Below are 16,284 nucleotides of genomic sequence, written 5' to 3' on the forward strand. Positions count from 1 at the left end.
ATGCACTATGATCTTGGATACTTCGACCTGGAGCAGAAAACCCTGCAACCCCTCGACAACCCGTTCGGCACGAGGTTGTCACCCATGTCTTAGGTACGACCCGTTACCTATGTCTCCGGGCTGGACACAATGAACTTTGGCGGAGAGGGAGGGATTCGAACCCCCGATAGGCTTGCACCTATGCCGCATTTCGAGTGCGGTGCATTCGACCACTCTGCCACCTCTCCAGGCGCCATTTTCGGGTGATTCCTCGACCCGCGGTCGGGGCGTGTTCTAGGCGAGGATGACGGGCCAGACAAGGCGCGGGGCCAAGAAATCCGTGGCCGCGCCAGGAAGCAAAAAAGGAGCCCAAAATGGAGCATTTGACGGTTCAGGCCAATGGCGCGGCCCTTCACGTGGCCCGCATGGGCGCCGGACGACCGCTGCTGTTGCTGCATGGCTGGCCCGAATTCTGGCTCACCTGGGAGCCGGTGATGACGCGGCTCGCCGATCGCTTCACGCTATATGCTCCCGACCTGCGCGGCTTCGGCGACAGCGACAAGCCGGAGGGGCCGTTCGGACCCGACCAGCAGGCCGCCGACATGCTGGCGCTGATGGATGCGCTTGGCCTCGCGCAGGCCGGCATCGTCGGTCACGATGTCGGCGGTGCATTGATGCAGCCGCTGGCGCGGCTGGCGCCCGGGCGTATCACCGGCCTGTTCTTCTTCGATTTCGTCTATCCTGGAGTAGGACCGCGGATGGCGGAGCCGGACCGCCTCAACAACATCTGGTATCAATCCTTTCACCAGATGGAGATGGCGGCTGCCCTCGTCGGCGCGAGCCGCGAAAGCTGCCGGCTTTATATCGGGCATTTCCTGAAAGCCTGGTCGCATCGCAAACACGCCTTTGACGATCAACTCGAGGCCTTCACCGACAATTTCCTCAAGGACGGAAACCTTGCCGGTGGCTTCGCGCATTACCGCGCAGCCCATGCCGGCCGGATCAGGATGATGAAGGGTGAAGCCCCAGCGCTACCGCCGATCGGCGTGCCGACCTGCGTTCGCTGGGCCGAGCATGATCCGCTGTTTCCCTATGAATGGACCGACCGGCTTGGCGAGACCTTTACAAATCTCGATCTCGCGATGTTTCCGGATGTCGGTCACTTCCCCCATCGCGAGGATCCCGATCGCGCAGCATCGGAGATTGCGGCGTTCTTTACGCGCATCGGCTGGAGCTGAAGAAAAAATGGGGTGGGACCGCCAGACGCGACAAAAAACTGACGGTCCCGTGCCGCTGCTTTGAAATTCTGGCCGGGAAGTGCGGCTTCGCCGGCCAGCCGGAGCGACGAAATGACGGTAGCAAGGCGGAGCGAAACGGCAACGCGAACCCGATTTTAACCTAACCAGTCAACCTTACCGCCCGCGCGGAGGCGCTGAATATTTGCTTTGACGCGTTTTCTTGACGCGAAACCGGTCTCCACCCTCCGTATAATTGCGGGGCCAGCTTTCGCTGGAAACCGCTCTAATCCCGCCCCTTCTTCGCCTTCTCCTCCTTGCCATTGTCCTTGCCGCTGTCCTTGCGCCGATTGGTAAAGCGCGCATTGCCGAGGCCGGTGCCGATGGTCAGCACGCCCCAGCGCTCGACGTCCTGCATGAAGGGAACTTCGGACAGGCCCTGCACCACGGCGTCATTGTGCATCAGCACGGCGGTGTCGTGATCGCCGATCTGCGGAATCGCTTCCACCAGGCTTGCGGGCAGGTTGAACCTGCTGCTCTCCCAGTTGCCCGGCAGGTTCTGCGCACCCTTTTCGATCGAGCCGTCCTCGTCGATCACGCCGGGACAGGCGATACCGATAAAGGGCGCGAGCTTCAGGCCTTCGGTTTCGGCCGCCGTGATCAAATCCTTCAGCATCTTGACCAGCCGCTTCACCGCGCCTTCGCGCGTTGGCTCGTCGTCGGCGTGCCGCCACAACTCGGACTTCCAGACCTCGGCCTTGGAAAGGTCGGGCGCCTTCTTCCAGCGCGTCTCCACCACGCCGCAGCGTATGTTGGTGCCGCCGATATCGACGCCAAGGATGCTGTCATGGCCCTCGAAAATCCACGACGGCGCCAAATGCAGCGTGCCGATCAGGCCGGCGTCATCGGGATGAAAGCGGATCGGCACCAGATCGACGTCGAAATCTTCCGCCTTGAGGATGATGTTGGTGCGGGCAATGGCGAGCTCGCCGACACGGCTCTGCCGGAAACCGCCGCCGACCACGATGCGCTCGGTATCGGCCCACGCCTTGGTCTTGAGAAACCGCCCGGTCACATAGGCCAGCTCCTGGGCGAATTCCTCGATCGCTCCATGCACCAGGGCTGCGGCGCCGATATCGTCGCCAGTCAGCGCCTCGTCGAGCTCGGGCTTGGCGATCTCGCCGGCCGGCTTTTTCCCCAAGGGATCGTCGCCGTTTTTCTTCAGCGGCTTGCGCAAGCCGTCGAGGATCTTGCGGAAAGCTCCCTTGCTGGCGCGGTCGCCGAGAAAGCCCTCGTCATCCTTCAGTTCGATGTTGAAACTGTCGACCTCGACCGACGGCAGCCGGGTGGCGCCGTGGCGGGCGATGCCCGTGGTCGTTATGGTGTCCTCTGCCATGTGCCCAAGCCCCTGCCGGATTTCGCTGGCGACAACGGACGGGGAACCCATTGGTTTCATGGGAGGCTCGCCGCAGAGCCGCTGCGGCAGGCCGGATCGCCGGGAAATGCGCCAAATCCTGCATTTTTGGCCGGTTTTACGGGTTGTTTGCCTTGACTCACGGCTTTCTCAGGCTATAAGTCCCCGCATCCGGCGCGGGATTTCTCGCGCCGCTTGTTTTTGCGCGAATTCTGAAGGCGCTCGCCCCTGTTCTGTGGGGTTCGCACCCTGGCCGCGCGAAAATCGTACCCATAACGACTGACCAAAAAGCCGACCCGGGCAGCCCTGTTGGGAATATGTCCGAGGCCGGGATCGAACACGAAGGAAAAAAACGATGTTCGCAGTCATCAAAACCGGCGGCCGGCAATACCGCGTCGTTCCGGATGATGTGCTCGAGATAGGCAAGATCGCCGGCGATGTCGGTACGATCGTGCAGCTTGGTGAAGTTCTGGTGGTCGGCGCTGATACGCCGGTGCTGGGCACGCCGACGGTGGCAGGCGCTTCCGTTGCGGCCGAAGTGCTGGATCACAAGCGCGGCCCCAAGGTGATCGCGTTCAAGAAGCGTCGCCGCAAGAATTCGCGCCGCAAGCGCGGCTATCGCGACGAGATCACGGTGCTTCGCATCACCGAGATCCTGACCGATAACGCCAAACCTTCGATCGGCCCGCGGCCGAAGAGGGAAAAGGTCGTAGCGCCCGCCGCTGAGGGCGACGACGAGGCACCGAAGGCCGCCAAGAAGAAGGCGCCCGCGAAAAAAGCCGCGGCGAAGCCCGCCGCAAAGAAGGCTCCGGCCAAAAAGGCCTGAGCGACAAGAAGTGATGCGCTTCAACGAAAAATTGAAACGCGACAAAAAGTGAAATGATTCCGTCAAGGAATTGATCTAAATATTAGCGAAGTCGGAGACGGGCCATGGCTCACAAAAAAGCAGGCGGTTCATCGCGAAACGGACGCGATTCAGCGGGCAAGCGCCTGGGCATCAAGGCCTATGGCGGCGAGCACGTGATTCCCGGCAACATTATCGCGCGTCAGCGCGGCACCACATGGCATCCCGGCCTTAATGTCGGCATGGGCACCGACCATACTCTCTTTGCCAAGGTCGAAGGTCATGTCGAATTTCGTGCAAAAGCCAACGGTCGCACTTTCGTATCGGTAGTTCCGATGACGGAGGCGGCCGAATAGACGGTGGACACATCTGAGTCCGCCGGGTCCTGTTGAACCGGCGGAGTCGAAAAGGGCTCCAAGGGGAGGCGGGAAACCGGCCTCCCCTTTTTATTTTGCGCATTTTCGCAATCAGGAGCCCGACATGTTGCAGGACATCCCGATCCCAACCCCGGCCTTGCGCGGGACAAGTAGCTGCGTCCTCGAGACCGAACGGCTGACGTTGCGCCGGCCGACGCTCGCGGACGTAAAAGCGATTGCGCATCTCGCCAACGATCGCCGCATTGCGGAAAACACCCGCCGCCTGCCGCATCCCTATCTGCAGGACCACGCGGTCGAATTCGTGCGCGCGACGTCCACCGATAACAGCGAGACCGTGTTCCTGATCGAACAGAACTATTCGCCCGTCGGCATGGTCGGCATCGACCGCAGCGCGCCGGACGCGCCGGAGCTCGGCTACTGGCTCGGCGTCGCGCATTGGGGCCAGGGTTTCGGCACCGAAGCCGCGCGCGCGGTGATCGATTTCTTCTTTGAGGAATTCGATGCCGAGCACCTGATTTCAGGTGCCCGCGTCGCGAACCCGGCCTCGCGCAACATCCTGGAGAAATGCGGCTTCCAGTGGAGCGGCGTCGAGCTGCACCGCTTCGAGGCGCTGGGATCCTCGACCCCGGTCGACCGCTTCCGCCTGACGCGCGGCGTCTGGTCGTCGCTGAAGAACTGGGGAAGTTCGACGAGGAGATGAGCGGTAACTAGCTAGCCGCCACCACCGCAACACAGCCGTCGTCCCTGCGAACGCAGGGACCCATACTCCGCGGCGCTGATGGGTTACGAGGCGTCTATCATTCGTGTTCACAAGAGAGAGCACGCGGTATGGGTCCCTGCGTTCGCAGGGACCACAAGAATTATCTACGCCGGCGGATTGACCACCGTTTCCTCACGGCCGAGCTGCTGTTCTCGCAGGAAGATATAAATGCCCGCGCCGATGATGATCACCGCGCCGATCAGCGTCGATATCGACGGCACGTCGCCCCACACCACGAAGCCGAAGATCACCGCCCACACGATCATCGAATATTGATACGGCACCACGACGCTGGCCGGCGCCAGCTTCAGCGAACGGTTGATGCATAGCAGCGCGACGACCGAAGTAACTCCCGCCGCGGCGAACAGGGCCAGACTGCCAATCGTCGGCGTCACCCAGCCGATCGGTGACATCAGCGCGCCGAGCAGAAACGTGCCGCCGAATTGCGACGTCGTCAGCACGATATCCGGCGTCGACCGCAGCGAGCGCGTGATCAGCATCAGGAACGCAAACGACAGGCTGCCGCCGAGTGCGATCATCGCAGGCCAGCTCACGGTTTGCGTGGACGGGCGCAGTGCAATCAGCACGCCGCAGAACCCGATCAGGATCGCGGTCCAGCGCCGCCAGCCGACGTGCTCGCCGAGCACGATGCCAGACAGCGCGGTGACGAAGATCGGCGAGGCAAGGTAGTAGGTGATGACGTCGGCGAGCGGCAGATAGACGGTGGCGAGGAAGAAGGCCGCGACTTCGAGCGTCGACAGCGTGATGCGAAGCAATTGCAGCCACGGCCGTTCAAGACGGGTGAATTCGGCGCGCTGCTTCCAGATCACCGGCAACAGCACCAATAGCGCCGCACAGGCGCGCAGCCACAGCAATTGCCCGACCGAATAGGTCGCAACCATGTATTTGCCGAGCGCATCGCCGAACGAGAACATGAAGATCGACAGCAGCATCAAGCTGATGCCGGCCAGCCGCGCGGAGCGTTCGTCATAAGTGGAGATTTTGGCGAACAGGCTCATCGGAGATCAGCGGCCGTTTCTTGGTTCTTGCGTTGCCGTTTTATAGACGTGGATGCCCGGGACAAGCCCGGGCATGACGAATTGAACCAATTGTCGCAGTTCCTTCGCTGCGGTACCGGTACATTCATCTCTCACCAGCGCAGGAAAATCCGAGATGACCGACTTCGACCCCGCACAGCATCGCATGGTGAGCGAACAGCGGTGGTTCGAGGATTTCGTGCTCGGCGAACGCTTTGTGATCCCGAGCCGGACCCAGACCCCGGCGGTGTTCGCCGCGTTCCAGACGGCGAGCGGCGATACCCATCCGATCCACTACGACGTCGAATATTGCCGCGCCCGCGGCATGCCGGACCTGCTCGCGCATGGTTTTCAGACCCTGGTCCACACCGCGCCGGGCGCCGGGCTGTTTCCCTATATCGTCGAGGAATCGCTGGTGGGATTCCTCGAACAATCGAGCAAGTTCCTCAAACCCGTCTATGCCGGCGACACCATCTATCCCGCGCTCGAAGTGACCGAGCTTGTACCCGGCCGCTCGACCGGTGTGGTGACGCTGCGCTCGACCGTGTTCAACCAACGCAAGGAGCTCGTGCTGGAAGGGACGCAAAAATTTCTCATCCGCCGTCGACCTGCCCAGCCGTAGCGGCCACCGCGCACTGCGGCTTGCCAAAATCGAGTTACACGGGTAGTTTTTCGTCGAAACAATCTTGGCGGGAATATCGTGGTTGCGAACAGTTTGAGCCCTTATAACGCGCCGCATTCGCAATCCCGCACCGTGATGCGCCTCACCGGGCAGTGCCTGCTTCTGCTTTTCATCGGCGCTTTGTCGGCCTTGCTGACAACGATTACGGCCAAAGCGGGCGCATGCGACAATCAAACCGTATCAACGTCCGCCAGAGATCAGCAATTGAGCGCTGCGGCGGTGATCAACGAAGTCCAGACCAATCCATACGGTGAACGGCATGCCGGTTCGGTGTGCTGGAGCCTCGATCTGATCAAGGCCGCAGGACAGCCGGATAGGGTCGTTGTGCATGCGGAGATCGATATCCCGGACCTCGCGATGAAAGTGGCAATGGACTTCAGCCAGAATACCGACAGATCGGCATCGGCAAGTCACTTCGTGGCAATGATGTTTGAGCAGCCGCGGGATGTGGCGGGCGGCCAGGTCGTAACCGTGCCGGGCATGATGTTGAAATACTCGGAGCGTGCGAGAGGCACTCCGTTTGCTGCTCTGGCGACCAGGATCACCAAGGGTTCATTTCTGGTCAGCCTGTCGAGCCTTGAAGTCGATCGCCAGCGCAATCTGCAGCTTTTAAAGGAACGGTCATGGTTCGATATTCCGATGGTGTATGCCAATCAGCGCCGCGGCATCCTCACCGTCGAGAAAGGGTATCGCGGCGGGCAGGTCTTCCGAGAGGCCATGGCGCAATGGGAACAAGCCCGGTAATGGAACGGGGCGTGGAAGTCTCTGCCGGCTAGCATCTACCAGCCCTCAAAAGGCCCGAAAATTAAGGCTTTTCGCCAATGTTGCGGGCATTGAGGGTTGCCGTTAGGGCCCCCCTGCCTTACCTAGTGGCCATCATGAAATTCCTTGACGAGGCAAAGGTCTATATCCGCTCCGGCGACGGCGGTAACGGCTGCGTGGCGTTCCGCCGCGAGAAGTTCATCGAGTTCGGCGGCCCCTCCGGCGGCAATGGCGGCCGTGGCGGCGACGTCATCGTCGAGGTCGCCGACGGGCTGAACACGCTGATCGACTATCGCTACCAGCAGCACTTCAAGGCGCCGAAGGGCACCAATGGCATGGGCAAGGACCGCCATGGCGCCAACGGTAAATCGATCGTGCTCAAGGTTCCGGTCGGCACCCAGATTTTCGATGAGGATCGCGAAACGCTGATCCACGACTTCACCGAGCTCGGCGAAAAATTCGTGCTCGCCGAAGGCGGCAATGGCGGCTTCGGCAACGCGCATTTCAAATCCTCCACCAACCGCACGCCGCGCAACGCCAATCCCGGCCAGGAAGGCGAGGAGCGCTGGATCTGGCTGCGGCTGAAACTGATTGCGGATGCCGGCCTCGTCGGCCTGCCCAATGCCGGCAAGTCGACCTTCCTCTCCGTCGTCAGCGCGGCCAAGCCGAAGATCGCCGACTATCCGTTCACGACGCTGCATCCGCAGCTCGGCGTCGTGAATGCGCAGGGCCGTGAATTCGTGCTCGCCGACATTCCCGGGCTGATCGAGGGAGCGCATGAAGGCGCAGGGCTCGGCGACCGCTTTCTCGGCCATGTCGAGCGCTGCCGCGTGCTGCTGCATCTGATCGATGCGACCTGCGAACATGCCGGCAAGGCCTACAAGACGGTGCGGACCGAGCTCGAGGCCTATGAGGGACATCTCGCCGACAAGATCGAGATCGTGGCGCTGAACAAGATCGACGCGGTTGCGCCGGACGAATTGAAGAAGCAGAAGGACCGGCTGAAACGCGCCGCGAAAAAGACGCCGCTGTTGCTTTCGGGCGTGACCGGTGAAGGCGTGCCGGAAGCACTCAAGGCGCTGGTCGAGGTGATCGGCGAAGCGCCGGTGTCGCTGAAGGCCAAGGGCGGCCAGGCGGAGCCGTGGGCGCCGGCAACGCCGCAGGGCTGACGCAAACTTCGCCTTCCCGCGGCTCGCGCCACTTCCAAACAAGCGAACTGGCGCGTATTGCTTCCCGACCATCCGCCTCATTCGACCGCACCCATGAAACGCCCCGCGCTCAAAAACTTTCGCCGCATCGTCGTCAAGGTCGGCTCCTCGCTCCTGATCGACTCCCATGCGGGCGAGGTTCGCTCGGCGTGGCTGGCGGCGCTGGCGGCCGATATCGCCAAGCTGCACGGCGAAGGCCGCGACGTCCTGGTGGTCTCGTCCGGTTCGATTGCGCTCGGCCGCAGCCGTTTGAAATTGCCGCGCGGCACGTTGAAGCTCGAGGAAAGCCAGGGCGCCGCCGCGGTGGGCCAGATCGCGCTGGCGCGGATCTGGTCGGAAGTGCTCGGGGCTCACGGCATCGGCGCCGGCCAGATTTTGGTGACGCTGCAGGACACCGAGGAGCGCCGCCGCTATCTCAACGCCCGCTCGACCATCGCCAAATTGCTGGAATGGCGCGCGGTGCCCGTGATCAACGAGAACGACACGGTGGCAACCAACGAAATTCGCTATGGCGACAATGATCGCCTCGCCGCGCGCGTCGCCACCATGGCGAGCGCCGATCTCTTGATCCTGTTGTCCGATATCGATGGCCTCTATGACGCGCCGCCCGGCGCCAATCCCAACGCCAAACTGATTCCAATCGTCGAATCCGTCACCTCGGAGATCGAGGGCATGGCGGGCGCGGCCGAATCCGAACTGTCGCGCGGCGGCATGTTCACCAAGATCGAGGCGGCGAAGATCGCGACCACATCCGGCACGCATATGCTGATTGCGTCGGGCAAGATCGAGCATCCGCTGCAGGCCATTGCGGATGGCGGCCGCTGCACCTGGTTCCTGACACCAGCCAATCCCGTCACCGCGCGAAAGCGCTGGATCGCGGGCTCGCTGGAGCCGAAGGGCACGCTGACCATCGATGCCGGCGCGGTTGCCGCATTGCGCGCAGGCAAAAGCCTGCTGCCGGCCGGCGTGATCCGGATCGAGGGCCAGTTCGCCCGCGGCGATGCGGTCGTGGTGCGCGGCCCCGACACCCACGAAATAGGCCGCGGCCTCGTCGCCTACGACGCGGAGGATGCCGAAAAGATCAAAGGCCGCTCCTCACCGGACGTGATGGCGATCCTCGGCATCTCAGGCCGCGCGGAAATGATCCATCGCGACGATCTGGTGGTGGGCCCGAGCGGGGCGATTCCGGCAAAGTAGGCCATTGGCCGAGTTGCCGAGTGCCGGCATCGTTACGTCAGTAACCCTGATTGTTTCGCTGGAAATCAAATCGTAGTTCGCGTCGGAGCGCAAAGAATTCGAAATGGCGTGGCGGAGCAATCAAACAACCACCATCTCCGTAAAACTGCCACCGCGAGGCGCCTCATGAGCCCTTCGAAGTCACTTGCCATTCCGACCGTAGCCGCCGTCGCGCCGGCCGATATCGAACGCGCAGTCGCCGTCCTTACGCTCGCCTTCAGTGCGGATCCGGTAACCCGCTGGACCTATCCCGAGCCGGCGCAGTATCTGGCTCGCTTCCCGGTACTGGTGCGCGCGTTTGGCGGCGGCGCTTTCACCGAAGGAACTGCGCGTCACGTCGAGAACTTCGCGGGAGCAGCGCTTTGGCTCCCGCCGGGTAGAGAGCTCGATGACGCGGCGATCGGGGCAAGTTTGCCGCCGGAACGGGAAAGCGAGTTTGCCGCCGTGTTCGAAGCGATGGCTGCCTACCATCCGCAGGAGCCGCACTGGTACCTGCCGCTGATCGGCGTCGATCCGGCCCGCCATCGCAACGGTTACGGCGCAGCTCTCCTGGAAGACACCCTTCGCCGGTGCGATCAGGATCATGTCGCGGCTTACCTTGAATCCACTAATCCAGCCAATATCACGCTGTATCAACGGCATGGCTTCGAGCTCCGGGGCACCATCCAGGTAGGGTCATCGCCACCGCTGTTTCCGATGTTTCGCCCGGCACGCTGACGGACCAAGCCTGCCTCCCGCGGGTCCATCGACCGCCAGCCATGCCCCTTCGGCACCTCGCCAAACCTTCAATTTCCGTGCTAGGACATGGCCTTAACTCAAGACCCGAGACCTCTGATGACCGCGCCGCTCAAGGCAATCGACGGCACCGCCGATCTGCCCGCTTTGATGACCGATCTCGCTGCCCGCGCCCGCGCCGCCGCGCGGGTGCTGGCGCTTACCTCGCCCGAGCAGAAGAACCGCGCGCTTGACGCCATCGCACGCGCCATTCGCAGCCATGCGCAGGCCATTCTCGCGGCCAATGCCGAGGATGTCGCCGAGGTTCGCGCCGGCGGTGCGACATCAGCCTTCATCGATCGCCTGTCGCTGACGCCGGCGCGCATCGAGGCGATGGCCGACGGCGTCGCCACCGTGCGTCAGATCGCCGATCCCGTCGGCACCGTCACCGAGAGCTGGCAGCGCCCGAACGGCATGACCATCGAGCGCGTGCGCGTGCCGCTCGGCGTGATCGGCGTGATCTTCGAAAGCCGTCCCAACGTCGCGGCCGATGCGGGCGTGCTGTGCCTGAAGTCGGGCAACGCGGTGATCCTGCGCGGCGGCTCCGACAGTTTCCGCTCCTGCCGTGCGATTCACGATTGCCTGGTACAGGGGCTTCGCGAGGCGGGTCTCCCCGAAGCGGCGATCACGCTGGTGCCGACGCGCGATCGCGCCGCCGTGGGCCTGTTGCTGAGCGGCTTGAACGGCGGCATCGACGTCATCGTACCGCGCGGGGGAAAAAGCCTCGTCGCGCGTGTCGAGGCGGAAGCCCGCGTGCCGGTGTTCGCGCATCTCGAAGGCGTCAATCACGTCTATGTCGATCGCTCCGCCAATCTGGATATGGCGAAGTCGATCGTGCTGAATGCCAAAATGCGCCGGACCGGCGTCTGCGGTGCGGCCGAGACCCTGCTGGTCGATCGCGCGGCTGGTGAAACCACGCTGAAGCCGCTGGTCGAGATGCTGATCGAATCCGGCTGCGAGGTGCGCGGCGACGCGGCCGTGCAGAAGATCGATACGCGCGTGAAGCCCGCGTCCGACGAAGACTGGGACACCGAGTATCTCGACGCCATCATCGCCGCGCGCGTCGTCGACGGCGTCGATGCTGCGATCACGCATATCCAGAACCACGGCTCGCGCCACACCGACGCGATCGTGGCCGAGGATACAAAGGCCGCCGAGAAATTCCTCAGCGAGGTCGATTCCGCGATCGTGCTGCACAACGCCTCGACGCAGTTCGCCGATGGCGGCGAGTTCGGCTTCGGCGCCGAGATCGGTATTGCCACCGGCAAATTCCACGCCCGCGGCCCTGTTGGCGCCGAGCAACTGACGAGCTTCAAATATCGTGTTCACGGCACCGGGCAGACGCGGCCGTGAACGCCAGCCAGTGCACGCGGTGACCCGGCTGATGCAATTGCAATCCGCCGCGCAAGCCATCCCCTTCCATACCAACGGCATGCGCGTAGGCCTGCTCGGCGGTTCGTTCAATCCGCCGCACGCGGCGCATCGCGCCATCAGCCTGTTTGCGATCAAGCGCCTGAAGCTCGATCGCGTCTGGTGGCTGCTGACGCCGGGCAATCCGCTCAAGGACAACGGCCGGCTGCATGGCCTTTCCGAGCGCGCCAACGCCGCGCTTGATGTCGCCGACGATCCGCGCATCGACGTCAGCTGTCTCGAAGCTGTCATCGGCACCAGATACACTGTCGACACGATCATCCATTTGCGCCGCCGCGTTTCCGGTGTGCACTTCGTCTGGATCATGGGCGCTGACAATCTCGCGCAATTTCATCGTTGGCAAAACTGGCGGCGCATCGCCGCAGAGGTGCCGATTGCGGTGATCGACCGTCCGCCACAGAGTTTTCGGGCGCTTGCCGCACCAGCCGCGCAGGCTTTGGCGCGCTATCGGCTGCCTGAGAATCAGGCGGCCCGGCTAGCAGATCAGCATGCTCCCGCCTGGGCTTTCCTGACCGGCCTGAAACTGGACATGTCGTCCACCGGCTTGCGGAACCCGGACGGGAGCTGGAAGGCAAAGAAGTGACAATCTGGCTCGAACCGGCAAGCGGGGCTCACTGGAATATTGAAACCATTAACCCCACATGCCTAATATAGTCGGCGGACGCCGGGATTCGGCGTTCGCGATACAGTGAAAGGAATGGTCCCTGGCCACATCTGTATTGTCCAAGTCTGTTTTACCCAAGGCGACTGGTAACAAGACTGCTGGCAAGTCTGCCAAGACCCCGCGTAAAACATCGACAGAAGCTGCGGCCTTGAAGGCGCAACCCGACGCCGACAAGACGCTGAATATGATCCTCTCCCGCCTCGACGATATGAAGGCGGAAGAAACGATCACCATCGACCTTCGCGGCAAATCCGCCTTTTCCGACTACATGATCGTCACCACTGGCCGGGCCAACCGGCACGTCGGCGCGATCGCGGAAAACGTCACGAAAGCCCTGAAGGAAAACGGCATCAGGAACATCCATGTCGAGGGCTTGCCCAATTGCGACTGGGTGCTGATCGATTCCGGCGATGTGGTCGTGCACGTATTCAGACCCGAGGTGCGCGAATTCTACAATCTCGAAAGATTGTGGACGCAAAACCCGGCAGCGGCGGCGATCTGAACGCTCGGCCGATGCGAATCGGCTGAAGCGCATGTAGTCTGCCTGGCGCGCGCGAAAAGCGCGCGTGCCGGAAACTGCACGCCAGAAGAAACTGCACGCCAGAAACAGTATTCATGCGCCTTGTCGTGGTTTCAATCGGCCGGCTGAAGCAGGGCCCGGAGCAGGAACTGGCCGAAGGCTATCGCGAGCGCTTCGAGGACATCGGCCGCAAGCTCGGCTTTCGCGGCCTTGCGATCCATGAAATTCCGGAAAGCCGCGCGCGCGACGCCGCGACCCGGATATTGGAGGAAGCCACGGCGATTGCGGCGGCGATACCGGAGAAATCCGTGCTGGTGGCACTGGACGAGCACGGCAAGAGCATCGATAGCGCGACCTTCGCCCGGCAGCTCGGCGATTGGCGGGATCAGGGGATCGCCAACACAATTTTCGCGATCGGAGGCGCGGACGGACTTTCGCCCGATTTGCAGCGCAAGGCTAAATTACGCATTGCGTTCGGCTCGGCGACCTGGCCGCATCAAATGGTCCGCGTCATGCTTCTTGAACAGATTTACCGGGCCGCGACCATCTTGGCCGGCCACCCATACCATCGTGCGTAAGGCACGGTGACGTGAATACAGATAACGCCGAATAGACCGGATGCATTCAACGCAGGGCTTTCATTCATTCGATACCGTCGGCCGCGGCAAGCCGCTGATTTCGGCTGTCTCGCTTTCCCTGCTGTTGCTTTCCGCAAGCTTCGCCGCGGCATCGCTTTCGCCGGCGGTAGCGCAGTCCGCAGCCCCCGCGCAGCAGGCGACAGCCGTTTCCCCCGATGCCCTCAAGCAGCGCGAGGAGGAACTGGAGGCCACGCGCGAGCAGCAGCGCAAGGCGGCCGAACTTCAGCAAAAACTAAAAGCCGATATCGCGGCGATCGGTCAGGACCGCTCCAAGCTCAACCAGCAACTGATCGACATCGCCACCCAGGTGCGCGGCGTCGAGATCCGCATCGGCCAGACCGAGGCCGATCTGCGCCCGCTCGACAGCCGCGAGCAGCAGGTCAGGGCTTCGCTCGATTCACGCCGCACCGAAATCGTCGAGGTGCTGGCGGCGCTGCAACGCGCTGGCCGGCGCACGCCGCCGGCGCTGCTGGTCCGGCCCGAAGACGCGCTGCAATCGCTGCGCACTGCCATGCTGCTCGGATCGGTCGTCCCCGAACTGCGCGGACGCGCGGAGAAACTTGCCACCGATCTCGGCGAGCTGGTGAATTTGCGCAGGGACATCGCCACCAAGCGCGACGTGCTGGCGCGGGACCGCGACAGGCTGAAGGACGATTCGGTCAGGCTGGCTGCGCTGGTGGAAGAGCGGCAGCGCAAGCAGAGCGCGATCGAAAAGGACGTCGAGGCCGAAGGTGCGCGCGCCATCAACCTGTCCAGGCAGGTCGAGAGCCTGCAGGGTCTGATCACGAAAATGGAGCAGGATTTGAAGAGTGCGGCCAAGGCGGCCGCAACCGCCAGCCTGCGGGGCGCTCCGCCGGCGCCCAGCGGTAAACCCAACCTGGGGGCGCTGAAGGACCCTGCCCGATTAAGCCCGGCGATCGCTTTTGCCTCCGCCAAGGGCCTGTTCGCTTTTCCGGTCATTGGCCGCAAGATTCGCGAATTTGGCGGTTCCGACGGTGCTGGTGGCGTAGAAAAAGGCATTTCCTTGGCAACCAAGGCCGGGGCACAGGTCACAACACCGTGTGACGGCTGGGTTGTTTACGCCGGGCCCTTCCGGAGCTACGGACAACTCTTGATCCTTAATGCCGGGGGCGGGTATCATGTCCTGATCGCCGGGATGGAGCGCATTTCGGTAAACATCGGCCAGTTTGTACTTACGGGAGAGCCGGTCGCGACCATGGGATCGACGTCCCAGGTTGCATCCATTCTCGCGACGACCGCGAGCCAGCCGGTGTTGTATGTCGAGTTCCGTAAGGACGGCACTCCAATCGATTCAGGCCCATGGTGGGCCGCTAACGAAGGCGAAAAGGTTCGCGGATGATGCGCAAGACTTCTGTAATTCTTCTTAGCGCCGCCACCGGTGCGGCTTTGACGCTCTTCGTCACGCAGCCTCGCTCTGTGCTGATGATGGGTTCGAGTGCACGTGCTGCAACTTCGGACACCTACCGCCAACTCAATCTGTTCGGCGACGTGTTCGAGCGCGTGCGCAGCGACTATGTCGAGAAGCCCGACGACAGCAAGCTCGTCGAATCGGCGATCTCGGGCATGCTGGCCGGCCTCGATCCGCACTCCAGCTACATGGATGCGAAGAGCTTCCGCGACATGCAGGTGCAGACCCGCGGTGAATTCGGCGGGCTCGGCATCGAGGTCACGATGGAGGACGGCCTGATCAAGGTGGTCTCGCCGATCGACGACACCCCGGCGTCGAAGGCCGGCATCATGGCCAACGACATCATCACCAATCTCGACGACGAAGCCGTGCAGGGTCTCACCCTCAATCAGGCGGTCGAGAAGATGCGCGGACCGGTCAACACCAAGATCCGCCTCAAGATCATCCGCAAGGGCCAGGAAAATCCGATCGAAGTCACCCTGGTGCGCGACAACATCCGCGTCCGCTCGGTGCGCGCCCGCGTCGAACAGGACGACATCGCCTATATCCGCGTCACCACCTTCAACGAGCAGACCACCGAAGGCCTGAAGCGCGAGATCGGCAACCTCTCGAACCAGATCGGCGACAAGCTGAAGGGCTACATCATCGACCTCCGAAACAATCCGGGTGGCTTGCTGGAGGAAGCGGTCACCGTTTCCGACAGCTTCCTGGAGCGCGGCGAGATCGTCTCGACCCGCGGCCGCAATGCCGAGGAAACCCAGCGCCGCGCCGCCCATACGGGCGACATCACCAAGGGCAAGCCGGTCATCGTGCTGGTCAACGGCGGCTCGGCCTCGGCGTCGGAAATCGTCGCCGGCGCGTTGCAGGACCACAAGCGGGCCACGCTGGTCGGCACCCGTTCGTTCGGCAAGGGCTCGGTACAGACCATCATCCCGCTCGGCAGCGGCAACGGCGCGTTGCGCCTCACCACCGCGCGCTACTACACGCCGTCAGGCAAGTCGATCCAGGCCAAGGGCATCGTGCCCGACATCGAGGTGCTGCAGGATGTGCCGGACGAGCTGAAGGCACGCACCGACACCAAAGGCGAAGCCTCGCTGCGCGGCCACCTGAAGACAAACGACGGCGACGAGAAGACGGGCTCGCAATCCTATGTCCCGCCGGACGCCAAGGACGACAAGGCGCTGAAGACGGCCGCCGACCTGCTGCATGGCATCAAGTCAACCGCGACCGCAGCACCCGCAACCGGTGACAAGGCGGCGGTCGATAAGCCGGCCACCAAGGCCGCGAACTGATC

The 16,284-nt window shown here is 62.9% G+C and carries 17 protein-coding genes and 1 tRNA gene; 15 read left to right on the plus strand and 3 right to left on the minus strand.

Going from position 1 to position 16,284, the window contains the following annotated elements:
• Window positions 1-137 precede the first annotated feature (137 nt).
• Window positions 138-227: transfer RNA gene (locus C7G61_RS29845), tRNA-Ser, on the minus strand.
• Window positions 228-353: 126 nt separating this feature from the next.
• Between C7G61_RS29845 and C7G61_RS29850 the strand changes: the two genes are divergently transcribed.
• Window positions 354-1,217, plus strand: a complete 864-nt coding sequence (locus C7G61_RS29850; RefSeq protein ID WP_108520552.1) for an alpha/beta fold hydrolase — start codon at window positions 354-356, stop codon at window positions 1,215-1,217.
• 283 nt (window positions 1,218-1,500) lie between these two features.
• On the opposite strand, the gene C7G61_RS29855 is transcribed toward C7G61_RS29850, so the two are convergent.
• Window positions 1,501-2,610, minus strand: coding sequence for an ROK family protein (locus C7G61_RS29855; protein ID WP_108520555.1), 1,110 nt, complete (start codon window positions 2,608-2,610; stop codon window positions 1,501-1,503).
• 373 nt (window positions 2,611-2,983) lie between these two features.
• On the opposite strand from C7G61_RS29855, the gene rplU reads away from it, so the two are divergent.
• The 3 genes from rplU (at window position 2,984) to C7G61_RS29870 (ending at window position 4,549) form a co-directional block, all read left to right on the plus strand.
• A complete protein-coding gene (rplU, locus tag C7G61_RS29860) occupies window positions 2,984-3,454 on the plus strand; it encodes a 50S ribosomal protein L21 (protein WP_108520557.1) in 471 nt (156 codons plus the stop codon).
• Window positions 3,455-3,558: 104 nt separating this feature from the next.
• The gene (rpmA, locus tag C7G61_RS29865) at window positions 3,559-3,828 is read left to right on the plus strand and encodes a 50S ribosomal protein L27 (protein WP_028348532.1); all 270 of its coding nucleotides are present in this window, start codon (window positions 3,559-3,561) and stop codon (window positions 3,826-3,828) included.
• 124 nt (window positions 3,829-3,952) lie between these two features.
• Entirely contained in the window at window positions 3,953-4,549 is a 597-nt protein-coding gene (locus tag C7G61_RS29870; protein WP_108520559.1) for a GNAT family N-acetyltransferase, read from the plus strand.
• Between the two features lie 164 nt (window positions 4,550-4,713).
• On the opposite strand, the gene C7G61_RS29875 is transcribed toward C7G61_RS29870, so the two are convergent.
• A complete protein-coding gene (locus C7G61_RS29875; protein ID WP_108520561.1) occupies window positions 4,714-5,628 on the minus strand; it encodes a DMT family transporter in 915 nt (304 codons plus the stop codon).
• A gap of 154 nt (window positions 5,629-5,782) precedes the next feature.
• Here C7G61_RS29875 and C7G61_RS29880 point away from each other — a divergent pair, with 154 nt between their 5' ends.
• The 11 genes from C7G61_RS29880 (at window position 5,783) to C7G61_RS29930 (ending at window position 16,282) form a co-directional block, all read left to right on the plus strand.
• Complete coding sequence (locus tag C7G61_RS29880; protein ID WP_108520563.1) at window positions 5,783-6,268, plus strand: MaoC family dehydratase; 486 nt, start codon at window positions 5,783-5,785, stop codon at window positions 6,266-6,268.
• A 78-nt stretch (window positions 6,269-6,346) separates the two neighbouring features.
• The gene (locus tag C7G61_RS29885; protein ID WP_108520565.1) at window positions 6,347-7,072 is read left to right on the plus strand and encodes a hypothetical protein; all 726 of its coding nucleotides are present in this window, start codon (window positions 6,347-6,349) and stop codon (window positions 7,070-7,072) included.
• Between the two features lie 134 nt (window positions 7,073-7,206).
• Window positions 7,207-8,259: a GTPase ObgE gene (gene obgE / locus C7G61_RS29890; protein ID WP_108520815.1), complete on the plus strand. Its 1,053-nt coding sequence runs from the start codon at window positions 7,207-7,209 to the stop codon at window positions 8,257-8,259.
• Window positions 8,260-8,352: 93 nt separating this feature from the next.
• Window positions 8,353-9,495, plus strand: a complete 1,143-nt coding sequence (gene proB, locus C7G61_RS29895; RefSeq protein ID WP_108520817.1) for a glutamate 5-kinase — start codon at window positions 8,353-8,355, stop codon at window positions 9,493-9,495.
• Between the two features lie 165 nt (window positions 9,496-9,660).
• Window positions 9,661-10,251: a GNAT family N-acetyltransferase gene (locus C7G61_RS29900; protein WP_108520568.1), complete on the plus strand. Its 591-nt coding sequence runs from the start codon at window positions 9,661-9,663 to the stop codon at window positions 10,249-10,251.
• Window positions 10,252-10,368: 117 nt separating this feature from the next.
• A complete protein-coding gene (locus C7G61_RS29905; protein WP_108520570.1) occupies window positions 10,369-11,661 on the plus strand; it encodes a glutamate-5-semialdehyde dehydrogenase in 1,293 nt (430 codons plus the stop codon).
• Window positions 11,662-11,692: 31 nt separating this feature from the next.
• Complete coding sequence (locus C7G61_RS29910; protein ID WP_108520819.1) at window positions 11,693-12,322, plus strand: nicotinate-nucleotide adenylyltransferase; 630 nt, start codon at window positions 11,693-11,695, stop codon at window positions 12,320-12,322.
• Window positions 12,323-12,551: 229 nt separating this feature from the next.
• Entirely contained in the window at window positions 12,552-12,905 is a 354-nt protein-coding gene (rsfS, locus tag C7G61_RS29915) for a ribosome silencing factor (RefSeq protein WP_108520572.1), read from the plus strand.
• 113 nt (window positions 12,906-13,018) lie between these two features.
• Entirely contained in the window at window positions 13,019-13,501 is a 483-nt protein-coding gene (gene rlmH / locus C7G61_RS29920; RefSeq protein WP_108520575.1) for a 23S rRNA (pseudouridine(1915)-N(3))-methyltransferase RlmH, read from the plus strand.
• Window positions 13,502-13,541: 40 nt separating this feature from the next.
• Window positions 13,542-14,921, plus strand: a complete 1,380-nt coding sequence (locus tag C7G61_RS29925; protein ID WP_108520578.1) for a murein hydrolase activator EnvC family protein — start codon at window positions 13,542-13,544, stop codon at window positions 14,919-14,921.
• The gene (locus C7G61_RS29930; protein WP_108520580.1) at window positions 14,918-16,282 is read left to right on the plus strand and encodes a S41 family peptidase; all 1,365 of its coding nucleotides are present in this window, start codon (window positions 14,918-14,920) and stop codon (window positions 16,280-16,282) included. The genes C7G61_RS29925 and C7G61_RS29930 overlap by 4 nt, the downstream gene beginning before the upstream one ends.
• The last annotated feature ends 2 nt before the right edge of the window (window positions 16,283-16,284 follow it).

It is taken from the genome of Bradyrhizobium algeriense, assembly GCF_003062295.1.
GTDB classification, from domain to species: Bacteria; Pseudomonadota; Alphaproteobacteria; order Rhizobiales; family Xanthobacteraceae; genus Bradyrhizobium; species Bradyrhizobium algeriense.